Origin of the sequence: Saccharothrix algeriensis (assembly GCF_016907655.1) — a bacterium.
GTDB classification, from domain to species: Bacteria; Actinomycetota; Actinomycetes; order Mycobacteriales; family Pseudonocardiaceae; genus Actinosynnema; species Actinosynnema algeriense.
On record NZ_JAFBCL010000001.1, the window covers coordinates 5080933 to 5102679 of the forward strand.

The 21747-nt window shown below is 74.1% G+C and carries 17 protein-coding genes and 1 pseudogene; 13 read left to right on the plus strand and 5 right to left on the minus strand.

All coding sequences use genetic code 11. The features are described from left to right. Positions 1–31 precede the first annotated feature (31 nt). Entirely contained in the window at positions 32–2830 is a 2799-nt protein-coding gene (locus JOE68_RS23275; RefSeq protein ID WP_204844403.1) for a hypothetical protein, read from the minus strand. Continuing rightward, the gene (locus JOE68_RS23280; RefSeq protein WP_204844404.1) at positions 2827–4584 is read right to left on the minus strand and encodes an HSP90 family protein; all 1758 of its coding nucleotides are present in this window, start codon (positions 4582–4584) and stop codon (positions 2827–2829) included. Before JOE68_RS23280 ends, JOE68_RS23275 begins: the two co-directional genes overlap by 4 nt. Positions 4585–4914: 330 nt before the next feature. On the opposite strand from JOE68_RS23280, the gene pheS reads away from it, so the two are divergent. From pheS to JOE68_RS23295, 3 genes are all read left to right on the plus strand, one after another. After that, positions 4915–5982, plus strand: a complete 1068-nt coding sequence (pheS, locus tag JOE68_RS23285) for a phenylalanine--tRNA ligase subunit alpha (protein ID WP_204844405.1) — start codon at positions 4915–4917, stop codon at positions 5980–5982. 3 nt (positions 5983–5985) lie between these two features. Next, positions 5986–8463 carry a phenylalanine--tRNA ligase subunit beta gene (pheT, locus tag JOE68_RS23290; protein WP_204844406.1) on the plus strand — a complete coding sequence of 826 codons (2478 nt, stop codon included), beginning with the start codon at positions 5986–5988 and terminating at the stop codon, positions 8461–8463. 304 nt (positions 8464–8767) lie between these two features. Next, positions 8768–9265: a hypothetical protein gene (locus JOE68_RS23295; RefSeq protein ID WP_204844407.1), complete on the plus strand. Its 498-nt coding sequence runs from the start codon at positions 8768–8770 to the stop codon at positions 9263–9265. On the opposite strand, the gene JOE68_RS23300 is transcribed toward JOE68_RS23295, so the two are convergent. The 3 genes from JOE68_RS23300 to JOE68_RS23310 form a co-directional block, all read right to left on the minus strand. Next, entirely contained in the window at positions 9262–9816 is a 555-nt protein-coding gene (locus tag JOE68_RS23300; protein ID WP_204844408.1) for a TetR/AcrR family transcriptional regulator, read from the minus strand. The two genes, JOE68_RS23295 and JOE68_RS23300, sit on opposite strands and share 4 nt — an antisense overlap. A gap of 223 nt (positions 9817–10039) precedes the next feature. Continuing rightward, positions 10040–10711 (minus strand): DNA alkylation repair protein, encoded by a 672-nt coding sequence (locus tag JOE68_RS23305; protein WP_204844409.1) that lies wholly within the window; start codon positions 10709–10711, stop codon positions 10040–10042. A 138-nt stretch (positions 10712–10849) separates the two neighbouring features. Next, positions 10850–11485, minus strand: a complete 636-nt coding sequence (locus tag JOE68_RS23310; protein ID WP_204844410.1) for an HAD family hydrolase — start codon at positions 11483–11485, stop codon at positions 10850–10852. A 359-nt stretch (positions 11486–11844) separates the two neighbouring features. On the opposite strand from JOE68_RS23310, the gene JOE68_RS23315 reads away from it, so the two are divergent. The 10 genes and pseudogenes from JOE68_RS23315 (at position 11845) to JOE68_RS23360 (ending at position 21636) form a co-directional block, all read left to right on the plus strand. Then, positions 11845–12618, plus strand: coding sequence for a class I SAM-dependent methyltransferase (locus tag JOE68_RS23315; protein WP_204844411.1), 774 nt, complete (start codon positions 11845–11847; stop codon positions 12616–12618). 28 nt (positions 12619–12646) lie between these two features. Continuing rightward, on the plus strand, positions 12647–13660 hold the full coding sequence (gene argC, locus JOE68_RS23320) for an N-acetyl-gamma-glutamyl-phosphate reductase (RefSeq protein ID WP_204844412.1): 1014 nt from the start codon (positions 12647–12649) through the stop codon (positions 13658–13660). Beyond that, complete coding sequence (gene argJ, locus JOE68_RS23325; protein ID WP_307819839.1) at positions 13657–14850, plus strand: bifunctional glutamate N-acetyltransferase/amino-acid acetyltransferase ArgJ; 1194 nt, start codon at positions 13657–13659, stop codon at positions 14848–14850. The genes argC and argJ overlap by 4 nt, the downstream gene beginning before the upstream one ends. After that, a pseudogene (gene argB / locus JOE68_RS23330) lies at positions 14847–15734 on the plus strand (acetylglutamate kinase); the annotation flags it as partial. The gene argJ and the pseudogene argB, both read left to right, overlap by 4 nt. Before the next feature lie 95 nt (positions 15735–15829). Further along, a complete protein-coding gene (locus JOE68_RS23335) occupies positions 15830–17005 on the plus strand; it encodes an acetylornithine transaminase (RefSeq protein ID WP_204844413.1) in 1176 nt (391 codons plus the stop codon). After that, positions 17005–17952 carry an ornithine carbamoyltransferase gene (argF, locus tag JOE68_RS23340; protein WP_204844414.1) on the plus strand — a complete coding sequence of 316 codons (948 nt, stop codon included), beginning with the start codon at positions 17005–17007 and terminating at the stop codon, positions 17950–17952. Before JOE68_RS23335 ends, argF begins: the two co-directional genes overlap by 1 nt. Then, entirely contained in the window at positions 17949–18455 is a 507-nt protein-coding gene (locus tag JOE68_RS23345; RefSeq protein WP_204844415.1) for an arginine repressor, read from the plus strand. The genes argF and JOE68_RS23345 overlap by 4 nt, the downstream gene beginning before the upstream one ends. Next, positions 18448–19644, plus strand: a complete 1197-nt coding sequence (locus JOE68_RS23350; RefSeq protein WP_204844416.1) for an argininosuccinate synthase — start codon at positions 18448–18450, stop codon at positions 19642–19644. The genes JOE68_RS23345 and JOE68_RS23350 overlap by 8 nt, the downstream gene beginning before the upstream one ends. 44 nt (positions 19645–19688) lie before the next feature. Beyond that, positions 19689–21032, plus strand: coding sequence for an argininosuccinate lyase (gene argH / locus JOE68_RS23355; protein ID WP_239564638.1), 1344 nt, complete (start codon positions 19689–19691; stop codon positions 21030–21032). Further along, entirely contained in the window at positions 21025–21636 is a 612-nt protein-coding gene (locus tag JOE68_RS23360; protein WP_204844418.1) for a DNA-3-methyladenine glycosylase, read from the plus strand. The genes argH and JOE68_RS23360 overlap by 8 nt, the downstream gene beginning before the upstream one ends. The last annotated feature ends 111 nt before the right edge of the window (positions 21637–21747 follow it).

Below are 21747 nucleotides of genomic sequence, written 5' to 3' on the forward strand. Positions count from 1 at the left end.
CCGTGCGCCGACCCCGCCGCTCGGCCTCCCCTCAGTCCTCCAACCGCGCGGTCAGCGCCCGCAGCACCGGGTCACCGGCCGCGGGCTTCCCCTGCGCCCGCAGCGCCTCCTCCAGCGTGTTCGCCGTGTCGCCGATGATCTGCGGCGGTGTGGTGCCGGTGACCATGCCGGCCACCCGCCGGGCCTCGGCCTCCGCGTTCACGGCGTCACCGGACGCCAGCAGGAACCGCGCGCCGCGCTGGGCCAGGAACGCCTGCCAGTCCGCGTCGCCCAACCGCGCCGCCAGCTCCTCGGCGACGCCGTTGTGCTCCACGGCCTGCGCGTGCTCGCCCCGCTGGAAGTGCTGGAACGCCCTGATCGCCGCCATCCGCGCCACGAGGTGCGTGCGGTGCTCCTCGTCCTCCACCGCGGGCAGCAGGGCTTCGGCCGACTCCAGGGCCGCCAGGCACGCGGCGTGCTCCTCCGGCGGCATCGCCGCCGCCGACTCGACCCACGAACCGGCCGCCTCGGGCTCGTCCGGCACCTCCTGCCACGCCCGCGCGGCCGAGGCGTAGGCGTCGGCGCTGCCCGCCGGCTCGTCCAGCCGCCGCAGCACGCCGCCCAGGACGTCCAGGACCAGCGCCCGCCGCCACGGCTCGTCCGCGGGCACCAGCGGCAGCGCGACCTCCAGGTGGCGGCGGGCCGACTCGTTCTCGTCCAGCCGCGAGCACGCCTGCGCCAGCCGGAAGAGCACCGGCACGACGATCTCGTGGGACACGTCGTGGCCCTCGATGGCGCGGACCGCCTCCTCCAGCGCCTCGGCGGCCTCCACCAGCCGGCCCGACTTGAGGTAGCCGCCGGCCAGGGCGTGGCACGCCTTGGCCACGTCCTCGGGCGCCTCGAACTCGTGCCCGGCGGAGACCGCGGCGCGCAGCTCCTCCAGGTGGTGCTCCTCGACGCGGAGCCGCTCGACCGACGCGACGCGCTGCCGGTGCGCCTCGGCGGTCCACGGGCCGCGCGGCGAGCTGAAGCGCGCGACGAACTCGGCGGCCGTCTCCACCGCCGCGGGCGAGCCCTGCGCGGTCTCGACCTTCACGAGCAGGCGCAGCGCGTCGAACCGCACCGACGGCGACGGCGAGGCCGCCAGCACCTCGGCGACCAGCTCGGACGCCTCGTCCAGCCGCCCGGTGGTGGCCAGGTGCTGGGCCAGGTCGCAGCGGGCACGCCCGACGAGCACCGGAGCCGCCCCCTCGGCCAGCGCCAGCGCCGAGCGCACCAGCTCGCCCTGCTCGTCGAACTCGCCCACGTCGGCCAGCAGGTCCGCCAGCAGCAGCCGGGTCAGCACCCTGGTGTACGGGGAGCCGGACCGGTCGGCCTCGGCGACGCAGTCGCGGGCCACCGCCGTCGCCGCGACCGGGCCCGCCTCCTCGGACCACATCACCGCGCCCCGGCAGCGGTACCGGTTGGCGAGGTCCTCCTCGCCCGCCGCGGCCAGCCGGACGACCGCGGCGTCCAGCTCGGCCAGCACCTCGGGCAGCGGCCGGGCCTGCCGCCCGACCAGGGCGCGCCGGGCCGCGACCACCGCCGCCAGGCCCTCGGGCAGCAGCGGGTCGAGGTCGGCGGGCAGCGAGCGCAGCAGCCGGATGCCGGTGACGAAGTCGCCCTCGTCGAACGCCGCGGCCATCTCCCGCGCCAGGTCGACCGGGTCGCCCACCGCCACCGGCTCCTCCGCCTGCCCGGGCGCCGGCGGGCCGGCGACGGGCACGGCCAGCGGCACGTGCGCGGTGTCCGGCAGGGCCAGCTTCGCCCTGATCCGGCCGCTGACCGCGGCGGTGCCGTTGCGCTGGTCGAAGCGGGCCGCGAGGTCCAGCGCCCGCGCTCGCAGCAGCTCCCGCAGCGCGGTGGTGGACAGCACCTCCACCCGCCCGTCGCGGGGCACGGCGAACTCGAGCTCCCGGTCCACCCGGCTCAGCAGCAGGGCACCGCCCGCCGCGAAGTGCATGGCCTGCGACGGCGAGGGGGAGTGGTGCACCCGGTGCAGCTGCCGCCGGAGCAGCTCCACGCCGCGCTGCACGTTCCCGGTCCGCGCGCAGAACACCAGGTGGTCGTCCAGGTAGCCGCCGTACCGGTCGTCGCGGACCAGCCGGTGCGCCACGGTGTGCGCCTGCCGCGCCCGGTCCAGGTCGCCCAGCTCCACGTACGCGGGCGCGAGCGCGGTCAGGATGCCCTGCGGCTGGGTGGCGCAGCCGGAGTCCGCGTCCAGCTGGTGCTCGGCGTGCGCGACGGCCTCGGCGTGGCGGCCCTGCCGGATCAGGTGCCCGGCCTGCTCCTCGACGACGCACGCCTCGCAGTCGCTCATCGGGCCCCGCTCGGCCGCCAGGTACCGCGCGAAGTGCTCGCGGTAGGTCTCCTCGTCGCCGACGTGCTCGGCGAGGTGGGCGCGCGCGCCGTGCACCGGCTGCAGGGAGAACCCGTGCTGCCGGTAGCGGGTCTCCAGCTGCCCCAGGACCGACTCGACCTGCGCCAGCGAGAAGCGCGGGTCGGCGATCAGGCCGCTGACGATCCACTTGTGCGCCCAGTCGTAGCTGTGCGACTCCCACTCGTCGAACGCCGTCGGGTCGCGCTTCTCCGCCGCGCCGCACCACGCGAACGGGGCGAGCATCAGGTCGTAGCGGCTCAGGTCGTAGGCGGACCGGAGCAGCGCGATGCGGCAGCTCACCCCGAGCGGCAGGTGGTCGGCCGCGTCGGCGGCCCGCGCGGCGCGCTCCAGCGCCTCGTGCCGCGCCATGCCCTCGGGCAGGTGGTACGCCTCGACGAACTGCTCCTCGGCGGCGCTCTTGTCCTCGTTCACGCGGTGCCCCCCACGGCGCGGTCCAGCAGTTCCAGGAACGAGCGGTTCAGCGCGGCGGTGTCCTTCGGCCGCATCGGCCGCCGCGCCTGCAGCAGGGCGTGCACGTAGAGCGACTCCACGGTCAGCTCCACCAGCGCCGGGTCGGTCAGCCCGGCCAGCCGCCGCACCAGCGGGTTGCGGCAGTTGAGCACCAGCCGCTGGGCGGCGTCGGACCCCGCCGACGCGAGGCTGCCCAGCAGCTCCGCCCACAGCGGGTCGGCCTGCTCGCCGACCTGCTCGGCGTCCCGCCGGCGCTCGCCCTCGGCGTCGGTCACCAGCAGGGCGGGCAGCGAGCCCGGGTCGAAGTCGCGCGGCACGGCCTCGCAGTCGTGCCGCGCCAGCACCTCCGCGGCCAGCGCCAGGCGGTCGCGCAGCGCCCGCTCCACCGCCGGCTCCGGCTCGCCCAGCGCCGCGAGCACCTCGGTGGGCGCGACCCGGCGCGCCGCCGCCGGGCCGTCCAGCGCGACCAGCCGCTCCATGATCTCCGCGTCGTAGGCGTAGCCCGCGTTCAGCAGGCCCATGCCCTGCGCGTGCGCGACCGGCGCGAGCTGGCGGAACTCGTCCACGTCGGACACGTACGCGACGGCGCCGTGCCGGCGCTTGAACTGGCGCAGCGACTGCCCGCCGTCGGTGGTCTCGAACGGCAGCCACCGCTCGACCAGCCGCAGCATCTCGTCGTCCACCCTGGCCAGCGACTTGATGCCGAGGTGGTGCGCGTCCAGCAGCGCCGCGGTGCGGTCCGGGTCGGTCGCGTCCAGCCGCACCAGCCAGTCGCGCACCTGCCTGCCCAGCTCCTCGCGCACCGCCAGCAGCGCCTCGTCCTGGTAGAGCGCCTCGCGGCTGGCCGTCGGCCGCAGCGCCGACGAGTCGACCACGCACCGGACGAAGTACGCCCACTCCGGCAGCAGCCCCTCGATCGCGTCGCCGACCAGCATCCGCTTGAGGTACACGCGGTGCGACTGGCGCGCGCCGGGGTGCACGCCGCGCGGCAGCACGTAGGCCACGCCGGTCAGCCCCACCGCCGGCACCTCGACCGGGATCGCGTCGAACGGCTGCACGCCCAGCACCCGGGCCCCGTAGCCCAGCGCGTCGCGCGCCCACGGCAGGGCGTCGCCGGTCACCACCTCGCCCGCGACCACCACGCGGACCGGCAGCAGCTCGCCGTACTCGACCACCAGCGCGCGCACCACGTCGCGCTCCAGCCAGTGCTCCGCGTCGCGCTCGGGCACCAGCTCGATGGTGGTGCCCACCTCGGCGCGCGCCGAGTCGTCGACCTCCACCTCGTAGTTGCCGGCGGCGTCGGCCGTCCACCGCACGGCCGGGCCGCCCTTCGCGGAGCGCGACACGAGCCGGATCCGCCCGGCGACCAGGAACGCCGACAGCAGGCCCACGCCGAACTGGCCCAGGAAGCCCTGGCGGGCGAAGCCCAGCTCGTCCCGCTTGGAGGTGCGGCCCAGCGTCGAGAGCAGGTCGTGCACCTCGCGCTCGGTCAGGCCGACGCCGGTGTCGGAAATGCGCAGGGTGCCGCCCGCGCCGGAGTCGATCGGCTCGATCACCACCTCGCCCGGCGCGTCCGGCTGGAGCGCGCGTCGGGCGGTGATCGCGTCCACCGCGTTCTGCAGCAGCTCGCGCGCGTACACGCGGGGACCGCTGTAGAGGTGGTGGCTGAGCAGGTCGATGATCCCGCGCAGGTCGACACCGAAGGTGTGTGCCATGGGGTGGGTCCACCTCGGGTCAGGTCACGTAGGACGGTCGATTCTAGGCTCGAGTCGAGGGCGGCGGACCCGGTTTTCGGCGGTTCGCCCGCCGGGCCGGCGGCTCGTGGGTGACACTGTGCCGGCCACCACCGACAATTCCGGGCCGTCCCCGGCGGCGGCCGGACCGCCCGTCGAGCCGGACCCGGCCGGGTGGGGGATCATCGGTGACGGCCCGTCACGGCCGCGGTGGACCCCCGCGCGGGTCGATCACCTAGGATCGACGCGCCGCTCCGCGTCCCTGACGGGCGGCATCCACACGCGGTACGCGACGGGAGCTGTCCACCAACCATGTCCGGAGCCAACGACCCGTACGACCCCAAGCAGGTCGCGGCGCTCTCCCCGGAGGCGCTCGAAACGGCGGTGGAGCAGGCGCGGGAGGCGTTCGCGAAGGCGTCCGACCTCGACGAGCTGGCCGCCGTGAAGCCGGGCCACCTCGGTGACCGCGCGCCGGTGCTGCTGGCCCGCCGCGAGATCGGCGCGCTGCCGCCGGCCGCGAAGGCCGAGGCGGGCAAGCGGGTGAACGAGGCGCAGAACGCGGTCAGGCTCGCCTTCGAGTCCCGCCGCACCGAGCTCCAGGCCGAGCGCGACGAGCGCGTGCTGCGCGAGGAGTCCGTCGACGTGACGCTGCCGTGGGACCGGGTCCCGCGCGGCGCGCGCCACCCCATCACCACGCTCGCCGAGCGCATCGGGGACGTGTTCGTGGCCATGGGCTACGAGGTGGCCGAAGGTCCCGAGCTGGAGACCGAGTGGTTCAACTTCGACGGGCTGAACTTCGGCAAGGACCACCCGGCGCGGACCATGCAGGACACGTTCCACGTGGCGCCGCAGGACTCCGGCCTGGTGCTGCGCACGCACACCAGCCCCGTGCAGGCGCGCGCGCTGCTGGAGCGCGACCTGCCCGTGTACGTGGTGTGCCCCGGCCGCACGTTCCGCACCGACGAGCTGGACGCCACCCACACCCCGGTGTTCCACCAGGTCGAGGGCCTGGCCGTGGACAAGGGGCTCACCATGGGCCACCTCAAGGGCACGCTCGACGCGTTCGCCCGCGCCATGTTCGGCGAGGACTCCCGGACCCGCCTGCGGCCCAGCTTCTTCCCGTTCACCGAGCCGTCCGCCGAGGTGGACGTGTGGTTCCCGGAGAAGAAGGGCGGCGCGGGCTGGGTCGAGTGGGGCGGCTGCGGCATGGTCAACCCCAACGTGCTGCGCAACTGCGGCGTCGACCCGGAGGTCTACTCCGGCTTCGCGTTCGGCATGGGGCTGGAGCGCACCCTGCAGTTCCGCAACGGACTGCCCGACATGCGCGACATGGTCGAAGGCGATGTCCGCTTCACCCAGCCATTCGGAACGGAGGCATGACCGGTGCGTATCCCGGTTACCTGGCTGGTCGAGCACCTGGAGTTCCCCGAGCTCCCGACTCCCGAGCAGCTGTCCGAGGCGTTCGTCCGGATCGGCCTGGAGGTGGAGGACGTCCACCGGCTCGGCTCCGTCACCGGGCCGCTGGTCGCGGGTCGCGTGATGGAGATCGAGGAGCTCACCGGGTTCAAGAAGCCCATCCGCCACTGCCGGGTCGAGGTCGGCCCCGACCAGGTCAACGGCATCGTCTGCGGCGCGACGAACTTCGTCGAGGGTGACACGGTCGTGGTGGCGCTGCCCGGTGCGGTGCTGCCCGGCGACTTCCGGATCGCCGAGCGCAAGACCTACGGCCGCCTGAGCCAGGGCATGATCTGCTCGGCCGGCGAGCTGGGCCTGGGCGAGGACCACGGGGGCATCCTGGTGCTGCCCAGCGGCACCGCGCAGCCCGGCGACGACGCGCTGGAGGTGCTCGGCCTGGACGACGCGGTCATCGAGGTCGCGCCCACCCCGGACCGCGGCTACGCGTTCTCCGTGCGCGGCCTGGCGCGGGAGATCGCGTGCGCGTTCGACGTGCCGTTCGGCGACCCCGGCCTGGCCGAGGTGCCGGAGGCCGAGGGCGAGGTGCTGCCCGTGCGCATCGAGGACGAGGGCGCCTGCTCGCGGTTCGCGGTGCGCCGGGTGACCGGGGTCGACCCGACCGCGCCGACGCCGTGGTGGATGCGCCGGCGGCTGATGCTCGCGGGCATCCGGTCCATCTCGCTGCCGGTCGACGTCACCAACTACGTGATGCTGGAGCTGGGCCAGCCGCTGCACGCGTTCGACGGCGCCGCCGTCCGCGGCGGCCTGGTGGTCCGGCGGGCCGCCGCGGGCGAGAAGCTGACCACGCTGGACGAGGCGGTGCGGGCGCTGGACCCGGACGACGTCGTGATCGCCGACGACAGCGGGGTGATCTCGCTGGCCGGCGTGATGGGCGGCGCGTCCACCGAGGTCGGCGACGCCAGCACGGACATCCTGCTGGAGGCCGCGAACTGGGACCCGAAGTCCGTCGCGCGCACGGTGCGGCGGCACAAGCTGCCGTCCGAGGCGGCCAAGCGGTTCGAGCGCACCGTCGACCCGGCGCTGGCCCCGGTGGCGCTGGAGCGCGCGGCGCGGCTGCTGCACCTGTTCGGCGAGGGCAGCATCCAGCCCGGTCGCACGGACGTGGGACGACCGGCGTCGCCCGCGCCGGTGACGATGCCGATCGACCTGCCCGACCGGGTGGCCGGCGTGCGGTACGCGCGGGGCGTGACGGCGCGGCGGCTCGGGCAGATCGGGTGCCTGGTCGAGGTCACCACGGGTGACGACGGCGCGACCATGGTCACGGCCGTGCCGCCGACGTGGCGCGCGGACCTCGTCCAGCCCGCCGACCTCGTGGAGGAGGTGCTGCGGCTGGAGGGCTACGACACGATCCCGTCCACGCTGCCGCCCGTCCCCGCCGGTCGCGGGCTCACCGAGCAGCAGCGGCGCCGGCGCACCGTGTCGCGCGCGCTGGCGGAGCACGGGCTCGTCGAGGTCAAGCCGTTCCCGTTCCTCTCGCCGGCGGTGTTCGACGCGCTCGGGCTGCCCGAGGGCGACGTGCGGCGCAGGACGGTCAGCGTGCTCAACCCGCTGGAGGCGGACAAGCACGCGCTGGCGACCACGCTGGTGCCGGGGCTGCTGGAGACGTTGCAGCGCAACCTGGCCCGCGGCGCGAAGGACGTGTCCCTCTACACGATGGGCCAGGTCACGCTGCCGCGCGCCGAGCAGGTGCCGGTGCCCGAGGTCGGCGTGGGCGCGCGGCCGTCCGACGAGCAGGTGGCCCTGCTCAAGGCCGCGCTGCCGCAGCAGCCCGTGCACGTGGCGGCCGTGCTGAGCGGCAACCGCGAGCAGGCCGGCTGGTGGGGCAAGGGCCGCCCGGCGGACTGGGCGGACGCGGTGCAGGCGGCGCGGCTGGTCGGCGCGGCGTACGGCGTCGAGCTGACCGCGGTGGCGTCGTCGCTCGCCCCGTGGCACCCGGGCCGGTGCGCCGAGCTGCGCGTCGGTGACTGGCCGGTGGGCCACGCGGGCGAGCTTCACCCGAAGGTCGTGGAGGCGCTGGGCCTGCCCAAGCGGACGGTGGCGTTCGAGCTCGACCTGGACGCCCTGCCGCTGGTGGACCACCGGCCCGCGCCGGAGGTGTCGGCGTACCCGCCGGTGCTGCTGGACGTGGCGGTGGTCGTCCCGGCGGAGGTCCCCGTCGAGCAGGTGGCGCGCGCGCTGCGGGCCGGTGGCGGCGACCTGCTGGAGGACCTGCGGCTGTTCGACGTCTACGCCGGTGACCAGGTGGGCGAGGGCAAGCGGTCGCTGGCGTACGCGCTGCGGTTCCGCGCGCTCGACCGGACGCTGACCGTCGAGGAGGCCACGGCGGCCCGCGACGCGGCGGTCGCGGAGGCCGCCGCGCGGTTCGGCGCGGCGCTGAGGAGCTGACGCACAGTCCCGGGTCCGCAGTGGTGCGGGCCCGGGATTGGCCCGGCTGGGTGAATCATTCGGCGGCCGGCCTGCGGGGAACACGCAGATCAGAGACGCAGCGTGACGTGTCAAGGGGTCTTTGGACCTGCTTTTCCGGGCCTGCTTGGTTCTTGCGCCGAGGTTGAACGTTCTCCAAGATTGGTTCGCGGCCCGCTGGGCCGAGGGGCGAAGCGATGAACCGCCGGGCGAGTCTGGTCGCCGGTCCGACGGGGAGCTAGCGGCGAACCCACCGCCTGATGCGCAGTCGTAGTGAGGTTGCCTCATGCGTAGCTTGGGACCGCGGATGGAAGTCGCCGTCGCCATGGCCATCCTGGGCGTCGGAGCCGCCGTGGTGGCCGCGATGCACCTGACCTGGCCCGAACCCGAGCTCCCCGCCATGGCCTATGCCGTGAGCAACGGCGAGGCCGGCGTCGCGGACCTGGAGCCGTTCGAGATCGACGACATCTCCGGCGGCCCGGTGGAGCTGACCCCCGGCAGCGAGGGCGCCCGCCTGGTCCGGCTGTCGAACCCGAACCCCGTCGACATCGTGGTGGTCACGCTCCAGGCGGTGCCCGGCCAGCCGCAGGACGCGGAGCGCAACCGGGTGCGGGACTGCCCGTCCGGCGTGCTGACCGTGGTGCCGATGGCCGAGCCGGTGACGATCCCGCCGGCCGGCTCGGTCGACGTGGAGATGGTCGTGCAGATCTCGTCGGACGTGCCGGACGCGTGCCAGGACTCGGTCTTCCCGCTGACCTACTCCGGCCGCGCCACCCGCGGCTAGGTGATCAGCTTCCGGACCGCGTCGGCGACGTAGGCGTAGCGCTGCTCGGCGTCGGGCAGCGCGCAGGGGAACTCGGGGTTGACCTCCGTCCAGGTGGCCGCGATGTGCTGCACCAGGCCCAGCAGCACGGCGGGCGGGAAGTGCGCGGGCAGCGCGCCCGCGGCCTGCGCCCGCGCGATCTGCGCGACGTTGCGCGAGGTCGCCTCCGCCCCGACCGGGTCGGCTCCCGGGCCGCCGGGCTCCAGCCGGTGCCAGACGGCCAGCCGCATGACCTCCGGGTGCACGTCGTACAGGCGGGCGAGACCGGCCGCGTAGCCGGGCAGGTCGTCGGTGGTGATCGGGGTGGCCTCGACGACCCGCCGCACGATCGACCCGTACACGGCGTCGAACAGCTGCGCCTTGCCGCCGAAGTAGTGGTAGATCTGCGCCTTGTTGGACTCCGCCTGGGCGGCGATCCGGTCGACCCGGGCCCCTGCGATGCCGTGTTCGGCGAACTCGGCGAGCGCTGCGTCGAGCAGCCGCTGCCGGGTCGCGTCCGCGTCCCTGACCATGCCGGGGAGCATACTTCCTAACCGGTTGGTTGACAAAGCCCTCCCTCGCCGGCAAGCTCTTAACCAACCAGTTGGAAAGGAAGGTCCCATGTCCCGTCAAGGTCAGCTCGTGCGGTGGAGGCCGGCCCCGTCGAGCCTGCTGTTCTCGTTCGCGCTCCGCTCCCGGAGGTCGCCCGTGCCGGGGTTCGTGCGGGCCTCGCGGCTCAGGGTCGGCCGGGTCGGGTCAGAGGTGCTTGAGCGCTTCGCGCCGGGAGAGGGCGGAGAGCTCCGGGTGGGAGTCGACGAACGCGCGCACCCACCCTGGGTCGACGCGGGAGTGCCGGCGCAGCGCCCACCCGATGCCCTTGCGGAGGAAGAAGTCGGGGTCGGCGGCGTTCGCCTCGATCGCGTCGCCGAGCAGGTCGAGGTCGGTCGCGGCCTTCGAGCCGAGCCGGCAGATCACCGACACCCGCCGCCGCCAGCGGTCCGGGTCGGTCGACCAGGCGCGGACCACCGGCGTGACCTCCTCCGGGTGGGCGCGCAGCAGGGGACCGACGCGGCGGGCCGCCGGCTCGTCCACGAAGTCCCACCAGGCGCCGGTGACGATCAGCTCGTCGTAGAGCGGCAGCAGGGTGGCGTCCTGCCACTCCGGGTAGCGGCCGGTCAGGTCCAGGGCGAGGTAGCGCTCCTCGCGGTACGTGGCGTCGCGCCACAGGGCCAGGACGGCCCGCACCCACTCGTCCCGGGAGGTGAGCGGGTGCCTGCTGAAGACTGAGCGCGCGAGTTCGGCGCGTTCGGGCTTGGCCACGCCGAGGAACGGCATCTCCGACTTCATGTACCGCTGCATCCCCGGCGCCTTGGCCGCGTCGGCCACCTCCGCCAGCCCCTGCCGAACCGCTGCGAGGAGTTCGTCCACGGAGACACCGTAGGCGGGCTCTTCCCGACCGGTCAGCGAGTCCGACCAAGACCTGGTGCGACTCCGGCCGGGTCGCCGCGCCGCGGGCGTCGGAGCCGGCGCACCGGGGGTGGAGACCCAGGGCACGGCCGACCGCGCCTAGCGGGCTCCGGCGGAACAGCCCATCAGATTCGTGACCAGGTGGAGGCGAGCCTCGCCGACGTGGGAGAGAGGGGGCACCAACAGCGTGGGCATGCCCACGCCCACCGCCGCGCCGTCGTGCGTGGCGCGGTCGCCGACCATCAGGGTGTCCTCGGGCGCCGTGCCGAGTTCGTCCAGTGCGATGCGGAAGATCCGCGGATCGGGTTTCACGACGCCGTGCTCGAAGGAGAGCACGAACGAGTCCACCGGCAGCCCGTCGAACACGGGGCGGACGTCGAAGTGGATGTCGCTGAGCACTCCGACGCGAAACCCGTTGGCCCGCAACGCGGACAGGGTCGCCGCCACGTCCACGGCGAACGGGTTGAACGTCGGGTCGGACTCCACTTCGTACAGCGCGTCGGCGAGGTCCGCGTCCAAGCCGGCGTCGGCGAACACCGCGTAGTAGGTCTCCCGGTGCAGCGCGGTGTCCGCGTCGACACCGGGCAGGTCCAAGCGGTTCACGTCGAGTGACGCGATCACGTCATCGGCCAGTGCCGTGTCGCGCTCCAACCGCCGTAACGCCTCGGTGACCCAGCCCCGGAACGTGGGCGTGAGCACCAGCGTGCCGCGCCAGTCGAAGATCACTGCCCTCATGGGGCCAAGCTAGCGCCACGCTCGGTCTCGAGGCGGCGGATCAGGGTTGCTGCGGCACCACGGCTGCGGGCTGGTGGTCGGTGGGGCAGTGGTTGACGTGCCGTGGTCGGCCGGCACTGGTCGGTGGTCGACAGGCAGGTGGTCGGTGGGTCGGTGGTTGACGTGCGGTGGTCGGCCGGCACTGGTCGGTGGTCGACAGGCAGGTGGTCGGTGGGTCGGTGGTTGACGTGCGGTGGTCGGCCGGGCGGTGGTCGGTGGGTCGGTGGGCGACGAGGCGCTCCGTCGGGTCTCGGTGGTTGCGAGTGTGGGCCACCGGTGCTCGCCGGCGGTGGGGCGGGTGGTTTGCCAGGCTCCGGGGTGTGGTCGACCACCTCTTCGCCGACGCCCGCCTGGCCGCTCTGTACGACGCCCTCAGCGCGGGCCGCGGCGACTTCGCGTTCTACCTGCCGCTGGTCATGTCCGCGGGGTCCGTCCTGGACGTCGGCTGCGGCACCGGCGAGTTGCTGCGCCTCGCCCGCGCCGCCGGTCACACCGGGCGGTTGTGCGGGCTCGACCCGGCCGACGGGATGCTGGCGCAGGCCCGCCGGAGGTCCGACGTCGAGTGGGTGCTCGGCGACCTCGGGAGCGCGCCCTGGCGCGGGGAGTTCGACCTGGTCGTCATGACCGGGCACGCGTTCCAGGTGTTCGTGACCGACGACGAGCTGCGCGGGGCGCTCCGCGCCGTCCGGCGGGCGCTCGCCGATGACGGGCGGTTCGCGTTCGAGACGCGCAACCCGGCCGTCCGGGCCTGGGAGCGCTGGACGCCGGACAACGCCACCGAGGTGGTCGCCACCGACGGCGCGCGTGTCCGGGTGGAGCACGAGGTGGTCGAGGTCGTCGGCGACCTCGTCCGGTTCACCCAGACCTACACCAGCCTCGATCGGGTGTGGTCCGAGGTGAGTTCGAGCACCCTGCGGTTCCTGGGCGCGACGCATCTGGCAGCGTTCCTGTCCGACGCCGGGCTGCGGGTCGTCGAGCAGTTCGGCGACTGGGGCGGCGGCCCGCCGACCCCCGGGAGCCCGGAGATCATCACCGTCGCGGCGCCGGACCGCCGCGGCGCCGGCGACACTCCGTCGAATAGTGGGTTTGAGTAAGTTTGCACATCAGTGCATACTTATCCGCATGACGGTGCGGATCGCGGTCGCGGGTGCCAGTGGCTATGCCGGGGGTGAGCTGCTGCGGCTCCTGCTCGGCCACCCGGACGTGGAGATCGGCGCGCTGACCGCGGGCGGCAACGCGGGGTCCCCGCTGCTGTCGCACCAGCCGCACCTGCTGCCGCTGGCCGACCGCACCCTCGCCGAGACCACGGCGGAGACCCTCGCCGGTCACGACGTCGTCTTCCTCGCGCTGCCGCACGGCCACTCCGCCGCGATCGCCGCCCAGCTCGGCGACGACACCCTGGTGATCGACTGCGGCGCGGATCACCGGCTCACCGACGCCCAAGCGTGGGAGCGCTGGTACGGCGGCGCGCACGCGGGCAGCTGGCCCTACGGCCTGCCCGAGCTGCCCGGTCAGCGCGACCTGCTCAGGTCCGCCCGGCGGATCGCCGTCCCCGGCTGCTACCCGACCGTCTCCTCCCTCGCGCTCGCGCCCGCCGCGGGCCTGGTCGAGCCGGAGGTCACGGTGGTCGCGGTGTCCGGCACCTCGGGCGCCGGCAGGTCGCTCAAGCCGAACCTGCTCGGCTCCGAGGTGATGGGCTCGCTGAGCGCGTACGGCGTCGGCGGCGCGCACCGGCACACGCCCGAGATCACCCAGAACCTGTCCGGGATCGCGGGCCGGCCGGTCAAGGTGTCGTTCACGCCGGTCCTCGCGCCGCTGCCGCGGGGCATCCTCGCCACCTGCTCGGCCACCCTCGCCACCGACGAGGACATCCGCGCGGTCTACGAGAAGGCGTACGCCGACGAGCCGTTCGTGCACCTGCTGCCGGAGGGCCACTGGCCGACCACGGGCGCGGTGCTGGGCTCGAACGCGGTGCAGCTCCAGGTCACCGTCGACCCCGACCTCGACCGGCTGGTGGTCGTCGCGGCGGTGGACAACCTGGCGAAGGGCACCGCGGGCGCCGCGGTGCAGTGCATGAACCTCGCGCTCGGCCTGCCGGAGACCACCGGCCTGTCCACCGTTGGAGTCGCCCCGTGACCACCCCTGGAACCGCACCGACCCGCGACCGCGGCGTGACCGGGCCGAAGGGCTTCCGCGCCGCGGGAGTCGCCGCCGGCATCAAGGAGTCCGGCGCGCTCGACCTGGCCCTGGTCGTCAACGACGGGCCGGGGCAGGCCGCCGCCGGCGTGTTCACCACCAACCAGGTGAAGGCCGCGCCCGTCCTGTGGTCGCAGCAGGTGCTCAAGGAGCGCCGGCTCAACGCCGTGGTGCTCAACTCGGGCGGCGCGAACGCCTGCACCGGCCCCGAGGGCTTCCAGGACACCCACGCCACCGCCGAGAAGGTCGCCGAGGTGCTCGGCGTCGGCGCGGTCGAGGTCGCGGTCTGCTCCACCGGCCTGATCGGCGAGCGCCTGCCGATGGACAACCTGAAGGCGGGCATCGACCTCGCGGCGAAGGAGCTCGGCGCCACCGACGAGGCCGGCCTCGCCGCCGCCACCGCCGTGATGACCACCGACACCCGGCCCAAGCAGTCGTGGGCCCGGCACCCCGACGGCTGGTCGGTCGGCGGGTTCGTCAAGGGCGCGGGGATGCTCGCCCCGAACATGGCCACCATGCTCAGCGTCATCACCACCGACGCGGTCGTCGACGGCGACGCGCTCGACGCGGCCCTGCGCGCCACCACCGCCAGGACCTACGACCGGCTGGACGTCGACGGCGGCACGTCCACCAACGACACCGTCCTGGTGCTGGCCTCCGGCGCGTCCGGTGTCGCGCCCGCCGCCGAGGACTTCGCGGCCGTCCTCACCGCCGTGGCCGCCGACCTGGTCAAGCAGCTGCAGGGCGACGCCGAGGGCGTGACCAAGGAGATCAGCATCACGGTCAACGGCGCGGTGTCCGAGGCGGAGGCGGTCGCCGTCGCGAGGACCGTCGCCGAGGACAACCTCGTCAAGACCGCGCTGTTCGGCTCGGACCCGAATTGGGGCCGCATCGCGATGGCCGTCGGCCGCTCGCCCGCCGCGGTGGACCAGCACCGGCTGGGCATCGCCGTCAACGGCGTCACGCTGTTCGCCGACGGCCACAAGGCCGCCGACCGCGCTGAGGCCGACCTGTCCGGGCGGGACATCTCCATCGTGATCGAGCTGAACCTGGGCGACGGCGCGGCGACCGTGCTCACGACGGACCTCTCGCACGGGTACGTCGAAGAGAACAGCGCCTACAGCTCATGAGCGACCGGACCGCACAGGCGAAGGCGGAGGTCCTGATCGAGGCGCTGCCCTGGCTGCAGCGCTTCCGGGGCGCGACCGTGGTCGTCAAGTACGGCGGCAACGCCATGGTGGACGACGGGCTCAAGCGGGCGTTCGCGCAGGACGTGGTGTTCCTCAAGCTCGCCGGCCTGCACCCGGTCGTGGTGCACGGCGGCGGGCCCCAGATCGCGGCGATGCTGAAGAAGCTCGGCATCGACAGCGAGTTCCGGGGCGGCTTGCGGGTCACCACGCCCGAGGCGATGGACGTGGTCCGCATGGTGCTGGTCGGCCAGGTGCAGCGGGAGCTGGTCGGCCTGATCAACGAGCACGGCCCGTACGCGGTCGGGCTGTCCGGTGAGGACGCGCACCTGCTGACCGCCGCGCGCCGACCGGCCGTGGTGGACGGCGAGCCGGTGGACATCGGCCTGGTGGGCGACATCGTGGACGTCAACCCGGACGCGGTGCTGGACATCGTGAAGGCGGGGCGCATCCCGGTGGTGTCCACGGTCGCGCCGGACGCGGACGGCGTGGTGCACAACGTCAACGCCGACACGGCCGCCGGTGCGGTGGCGGTGGCGCTCGGGGCCGAGAAGCTCGTCGTGCTGACCGACGTCGAGGGGCTGTACGCGGACTGGCCGGACAGGGGCTCGCTGCTGCACCGGGTGACCGCCGACCGGCTGGAGGAGTTGCTGCCGGGCCTGGACAGCGGGATGGTCCCGAAGATGGAGGCTTGCCTGCGGGCCGTGCGCGGCGGCGTGCCCGAGGCGCACGTCATCGACGGCAGGCTCGCGCACTCGGTGCTGTTGGAGGTGTTCACCTCGGAGGGCGTCGGGACGATGGTGACCGCTGGCGGAGCCGGTGATCGGGCAGCAGCCGGCGGAGCCGGTGATCGGGCAGCAGCCGGCGGAGCCGGCACGCAGGCAGCAGTCGACGCAATCGCTGATCAGACGGGGGAACGGGCATGAGCGACCAGCAGCGGTGGCAAGCCGCCATGATGAACAACTACGGCACGCCCGGCCTCTCCCTGGCCCGCGGCGAGGGCGCCTACGTCTGGGACACCGAGGGCAACCGCTACCTCGACCTGCTGACCGGCATCGCCGTCAACGCCCTGGGCCACGCCCACCCGGCGGTCATCGCCGCGGTCACCGAGCAGATCGGCCGGATCGCCCACACCTCCAACCTCTACATCAACGAGCCCGCGCTCAAGCTGGCCGAGCGCCTGCTGGACCTGGCCGGCGCGGACGGCGACGGCCGGGTGCTGCTGTGCAACTCCGGCGCGGAGGCCAACGAGGCCGCCTTCAAGCTCAGCCGCCGCACCGGCCGCACCAAGGTCGTCGCCGCCCAGGGCGGTTTCCACGGCCGCACCATGGGCGCGCTCGCGCTGACCGGCCAGCCCGCCAAGCGCGCCCCGTTCGAGCCGCTGGTGCCCGGCGTCGTGCACGTCCCGTTCGGCGACGTGGCCGCGCTGGAGGCCGCGATCGACGACGACACGGCGGCGTTCGTGGTGGAGCCGATCCAGGGCGAGCAGGGCGTCGTGGTGCCGCCGGAGGGCTACCTCCAGGCCGCCCGCGCGATCACCGCCGAGCACGGCGCGCTGCTGGTCCTCGACGAGGTGCAGACCGGGATCGGCCGCGTCGGCTCGTGGTTCGCCTTCCAGCGGTTCGGCGTGGTGCCCGACGTGATGACGCTGGCCAAGGGCCTGGGCGGCGGGCTGCCGCTGGGCGCGTGCATCGCGTTCGGCGCGGCCAAGGACCTGTTCGCGCCCGGCCACCACGGCACGACCTTCGGCGGCAACCCGGTGTGCTGCGCGGCGGCGCTGGCCGTGCTGGACACCATCGCCGCGGACGGCCTGCTGGACCACTCCGCCGCGGTGGGCAAGGAGATCGCGGCGGGGATCGAGGCGCTGGACCACCCGCTGGTCTCCGGGGTGCGGGGCGCCGGCCTGCTGCTCGGCATCACGCTGCGCGAGGCGGTCTCGGCGAAGGCCGCGGCGGCCGCGCAGCGGGCCGGCTACCTGATCAACCCCATCCAGCCGGACGTGCTGCGGATCGCGCCGCCGCTGGTGCTGGACGAGGCCGACGCCCACCGCCTGGTGGCCGACCTGCCGTCGTTCCTGACACCGGCCGAGGAGTCCTGATGGTGCGGCACTTCCTGCGCGACGACGACCTCAGCCCGGCCGAGCAGGGCGCCGTGCTCGACCTGGCCGACAGCTTCAAGGCCGACCGGCTGGGCGCGAAGCCGCTGGCCGGCCCCAGGTCGGTGGCGGTGATCTTCGAGAAGAACTCGACCCGCACCAGGCTGTCGTTCGAGGTCGGCATCGCCCAGCTGGGCGGCAACCCCGTGATCGTCGACGGCCGCTCCATGCAGCTGGGCCGCGAGGAGACCATCGAGGACACCTCCCGGATCCTGTCCGGCTACGTGGACGCGGTGGTGTGGCGGACGTTCGCGCAGAAGCGCATCGAGGCCATGGCGTCGGTGTCCCGCATCCCGGTGATCAACGCGCTGACCGACGAGTTCCACCCGTGCCAGGTGCTCGCCGACCTGCAGACCATCCGCCGCGCGCACGGCAGGCTCGCCGGGCTGACCATCACCTACCTGGGCGACGGCGCGAACAACATGTCCAACTCGATCCTGCTCGGCGGCACGACCGCGGGCATGCACGTGCGGATCGCCGCGCCCGAGCACTTCCTGCCCGCGCAGTGGGTGCTGGACGACGCCCGCAAGCGCGCCCAGGAGACCGGCGCGTCCGTGACGGTCGTGACCGACCCGCGCGAGGCCGTCGACGGGGCGGACGTGCTGGTCACCGACACGTGGACGTCCATGGGCCAGGAGAACGACGGCCGCGACCGCGTCGGCCCGTTCCGGCCCTACCAGGTCAACGCCGAGCTGGTCGCCGCCACCGGCGTGCGCACCACCGTGCTGCACTGCCTGCCCGCCCACCGCGGCTGGGAGATCACCGACGAGGTCCTGGACGGGCCGGACAGCGCCGTGTGGGACGAGGCGGAGAACCGCCTGCACGCGCAGAAGGCGCTGCTGGTGTGGCTGCTGGAGAACTCCGGCGCCGGGCGCGGGGCGGCGCCGTGACCCGCACCGCGCGGCAGGCCCGCATCGTCGAGCTGGTCAGCCGGCGCGCCATCCGCAGCCAGTCGGAGCTGGCCAAGACGCTGGCCATGGAGGGCATCGAGGTCACCCAGGCGACGCTGTCGCGCGACCTGGACGAGCTGGGCGCGGTCAAGCTGCGCGGGGCCGACGGCGGCGCGCCGGTCTACGTGATCCCCGAGGACGGCAGCCCGGTGCGCGGCGTGCAGGGCGGCACGTCCCGCCTCGGGCGCGTGCTGGCCGAACTGCTGGTCTCGGTCGACTCGTCGGGCAACCTGGCGGTCCTGCGCACCCCGCCCGGCGCGGCCCAGTTCCTGGCCAGCGCCCTGGACCGGGCCGCGCTCAACGACATCGTCGGCACCATCGCCGGCGACGACACCATCCTCGCCGTGGCGAGGGAACCGCTCACCGGAGCGGATCTGGCGGAGCGCGTCAGCGCGCTCGCCGCAGGTCAGGAACAAGCACAGCAAGGAGAGAACCATGAGTGAGCGGGTCGTTCTCGCGTACTCCGGTGGGTTGGACACGTCGGTCGCCATCGGCTGGATCGCCGAGGAGACCGGCGCCGAGGTCGTGGCCGTCGCCGTCGACCTGGGCCAGGGCGGTGAGGACCTGGACACCATCCGCAAGCGGGCCCTGGACTGCGGCGCCGTCGAGGCCGTCGTCGCCGACGCGCGCGACGAGTTCGCCGAGCAGTACTGCCTGCCGGCGCTCCAGGCCAACGCCCTCTACATGGACCGCTACCCGCTGGTGTCGGCGCTGTCCCGGCCGGTGATCGTCAAGCACCTGGCCGAGGCCGCCAAGTACCACGGCGCGACCACCGTCGCCCACGGCTGCACCGGCAAGGGCAACGACCAGGTCCGGTTCGAGGTCGGCATCGGCGCCCTCGCGCCCGACCTCAAGGTCATCGCGCCGGTCCGCGACTACGCGTGGACCCGCGAGAAGGCCATCGCCTGGGCCGACGACCGGCACCTGCCGATCGACGTGACCAAGAAGTCGCCGTACTCGGTGGACCAGAACGTGTGGGGCCGCGCGGTGGAGACCGGGTTCCTGGAGGACATCTGGAACGCGCCCATCGAGGACGTCTACTCCTACACGCAGAACCCGGCCGAGCCGCGGGACGCCGACGAGCTGGTCATCACCTTCGACAAGGGCGTGCCGGTGGCCATCGACGGCGAGACCGTCACCGTGCTGCAGGCGATCCAGGAGCTCAACCGCCGGGCGGGCGCGCAGGGCGTCGGCCGGCTGGACATGGTCGAGGACCGGCTCGTGGGCATCAAGTCCCGCGAGGTCTACGAGGCGCCGGGCGCCATCGCGCTGATCACCGCGCACCAGGAGCTGGAGAACGTCACGCTGGAGCGCGACCTCGCCCGGTTCAAGCGGCAGGTCGAGCAGCGCTGGGGCGAGCTGGTGTACGACGGCCTGTGGTTCTCGCCGCTCAAGTACGCCCTGGACAGCTTCATCGAGAACACCCAGCAGCACGTGACCGGCGAGGTCCGGCTCGTCCTGCACGGCGGCCGCGCGGTGGTCACCGGCCGGCGCAGCGAGGAGTCGCTCTACGACTTCAACCTCGCCACCTACGACGAGGGCGACACCTTCGACCAGTCCCTGGCCAAGGGCTTCGTGCAGCTGTGGGGCCTGCCGAGCAAGATCGCCGCGAAGCGGGACCTGGGCAGGTGAGTTCCCTGTGGGGCGGGCGGTTCGCCAGCGGGCCCGCGGACGCGATGGCGCTGCTGTCGGCGTCCACGCACTTCGACTGGCGACTCGCCCCCTATGACATCAGGGGTTCGCGCGCGCACGCCCGCGTGCTGCACCGCGCGGACCTGCTGAGCCCCGACGAGCTGGACCGGATGCTCGCGGCGCTGGACGCCCTGGAGGCCGACGTGGCCTCCGGGGCGTTCACCCCCACCCTCGCCGACGAGGACGTCCACACCGCGCTGGAGCGCGGCCTGATCGAGCGCGCCGGACCCGAGCTGGGCGGCAAGCTGCGCGCCGGCCGGTCCCGCAACGACCAGGTCGCCACCCTGTTCCGCATGTGGCTGCGCGACGCGGCCCACCGGGTCTCCGAGGGCGTCCTCGACGTCGTGGACGCCCTCGCGGACCAGGCCGAGGCGCACCCCACCGCGGTCATGCCGGGCCGCACGCACCTGCAGTCCGCGCAGCCGGTGCTGCTCGCCCACCACCTCCTGGCGCACGGCCAGGCGCTGCTGCGCGACGTCGACCGCCTGCGCGACTGGGACGGGCGGGCCGCCGTCTCCCCGTACGGGTCGGGCGCGCTGGCCGGCTCGTCGCTCGGGCTCGACCCGGCGGCGGTGGCCGAGGAGCTGGGGTTCGACGCGCCGGTGGAGAACTCCATCGACGGCACGGCCTCGCGGGACTTCGCGGCGGAGATGGCGTTCGTGCTGGCCATGATCGGCGTCGACCTGTCCCGGATCGCCGAGGAGGTGATCATCTGGACCACGGCCGAGTTCCGCTTCGCCGTGCTGGACGACGCCTGGGCCACCGGCAGCTCGATCATGCCGCAGAAGAAGAACCCGGACGTCGCCGAGCTGACCCGCGGCAAGTCCGGCCGGCTGATCGGCAACCTCACCGGCCTGCTGGCGACGCTCAAGGCGCAGCCCCTGGCCTACAACCGGGACCTCCAGGAGGACAAGGAGCCGCTGTTCGACTCCGTCGAGCAGCTGGAGCTGCTGCTGCCCGCCCTGGCCGGGATGATCGCGACCACGCGCTTCGACACCGCGCGCATGGCCGAGGTCGCGCCGGCCGGGTTCACCCTGGCCACCGACATCGCCGAGTGGCTGGTGCGGCAGGGCGTGCCGTTCCGCGTCGCGCACGAGGCGGCGGGGGAGTGCGTGCGGGTGGCCGAGGCGCGCGGCGTCGGGCTGGCCGAGCTGACCGACGCCGAGTTCGCGGAGGTCTCGGCGCACCTCACCCCCGAGGTGCGTAGCGTGTTGACCGTGGAAGGTTCGATCGCGTCCCGCGACGCGCACGGCGGCACCGCGCCCGACCGGGTGGCCGAGCAGCTCGAGCGCCTGCGCGACAAGACCCGCCTGGCCCGCCGTGCGTAGGCAGCTCACCGAGCAGGAGCTGGCGGTCGACCCGGTGGACGCCGCGCGGCTCCTGCTCGGCTCGGTCGTCGAGAGCACCACCCCCGAGGGCGTGGTCGGCGTGCGCATCGTGGAGGTGGAGGCGTACCGGGGCGGCGACGACCCGGCGTCCCACTGCTACCGGGGCCGCACGCCGCGCAACGATGTCATGTTCGGCCCCGCGGGCCGGCTCTACGTCTACTTCGTCTACGGGATGCACTTCTGCGCCAACGTGGTCTCCCTGACCGACGGCGTGCCCGGCGCGGTGCTGCTGCGCGCCGGCGAGGTCGTCAGCGGCGAGGAGCTGGCCCGGGTGCGCCGGCCGTCGGCCCGCAGCCGCGCCGAGCTGGCCAAGGGGCCCGCCCGGCTGACCGGCGTGCTCGGCCTGGACCGGACGCACAACGGCACCGACCTCACCGCCCCGGACGCCTCGGTGCGCCTGCTGGCGGGCGACCCGGTGACCGACATCCGCACCGGTCCGCGCGTGGGCGTGGCGGTGGCGGTGGACGTGCCGTGGCGCTTCTGGATCGACTCGCCGGCCGTCAGCACCTACCGGCGCGGCACGCGGCGCACCCGCGCGAGCTGACCCGACCGGTGCGTGCGCGGCCCGCGCACGCACCGGTCGGAACCGTTGAAGCCGTCGCGCGAGCGGCCGCAGAGGGCGGTGAGCCCTGGCGGAGCTGCCTGACCCCGGAGG

Excerpts from the sequence above, each read along its gene's own strand:
- JOE68_RS23280 (WP_204844404.1), bottom strand. The coding sequence starts at position 4,584 with ATGGCACACACCTTCGGTGTCGACCTGCGCGGGATCATCGACCTGCTC.
- pheS (WP_204844405.1), top strand. The coding sequence starts at position 4,915 with ATGTCCGGAGCCAACGACCCGTACGACCCCAAGCAGGTCGCGGCGCTC.
- JOE68_RS23295 (WP_204844407.1), top strand. The coding sequence starts at position 8,768 with ATGCGTAGCTTGGGACCGCGGATGGAAGTCGCCGTCGCCATGGCCATC.
- JOE68_RS23300 (WP_204844408.1), bottom strand. The coding sequence starts at position 9,816 with ATGGTCAGGGACGCGGACGCGACCCGGCAGCGGCTGCTCGACGCAGCG.
- JOE68_RS23310 (WP_204844410.1), bottom strand. The coding sequence starts at position 11,485 with ATGAGGGCAGTGATCTTCGACTGGCGCGGCACGCTGGTGCTCACGCCC.
- argC (WP_204844412.1), top strand. The coding sequence starts at position 12,647 with ATGACGGTGCGGATCGCGGTCGCGGGTGCCAGTGGCTATGCCGGGGGT.
- JOE68_RS23335 (WP_204844413.1), top strand. The coding sequence starts at position 15,830 with ATGAGCGACCAGCAGCGGTGGCAAGCCGCCATGATGAACAACTACGGC.
- argF (WP_204844414.1), top strand. The coding sequence starts at position 17,005 with ATGGTGCGGCACTTCCTGCGCGACGACGACCTCAGCCCGGCCGAGCAG.
- JOE68_RS23350 (WP_204844416.1), top strand. The coding sequence starts at position 18,448 with ATGAGTGAGCGGGTCGTTCTCGCGTACTCCGGTGGGTTGGACACGTCG.
- argH (WP_239564638.1), top strand. The coding sequence starts at position 19,689 with ATGGCGCTGCTGTCGGCGTCCACGCACTTCGACTGGCGACTCGCCCCC.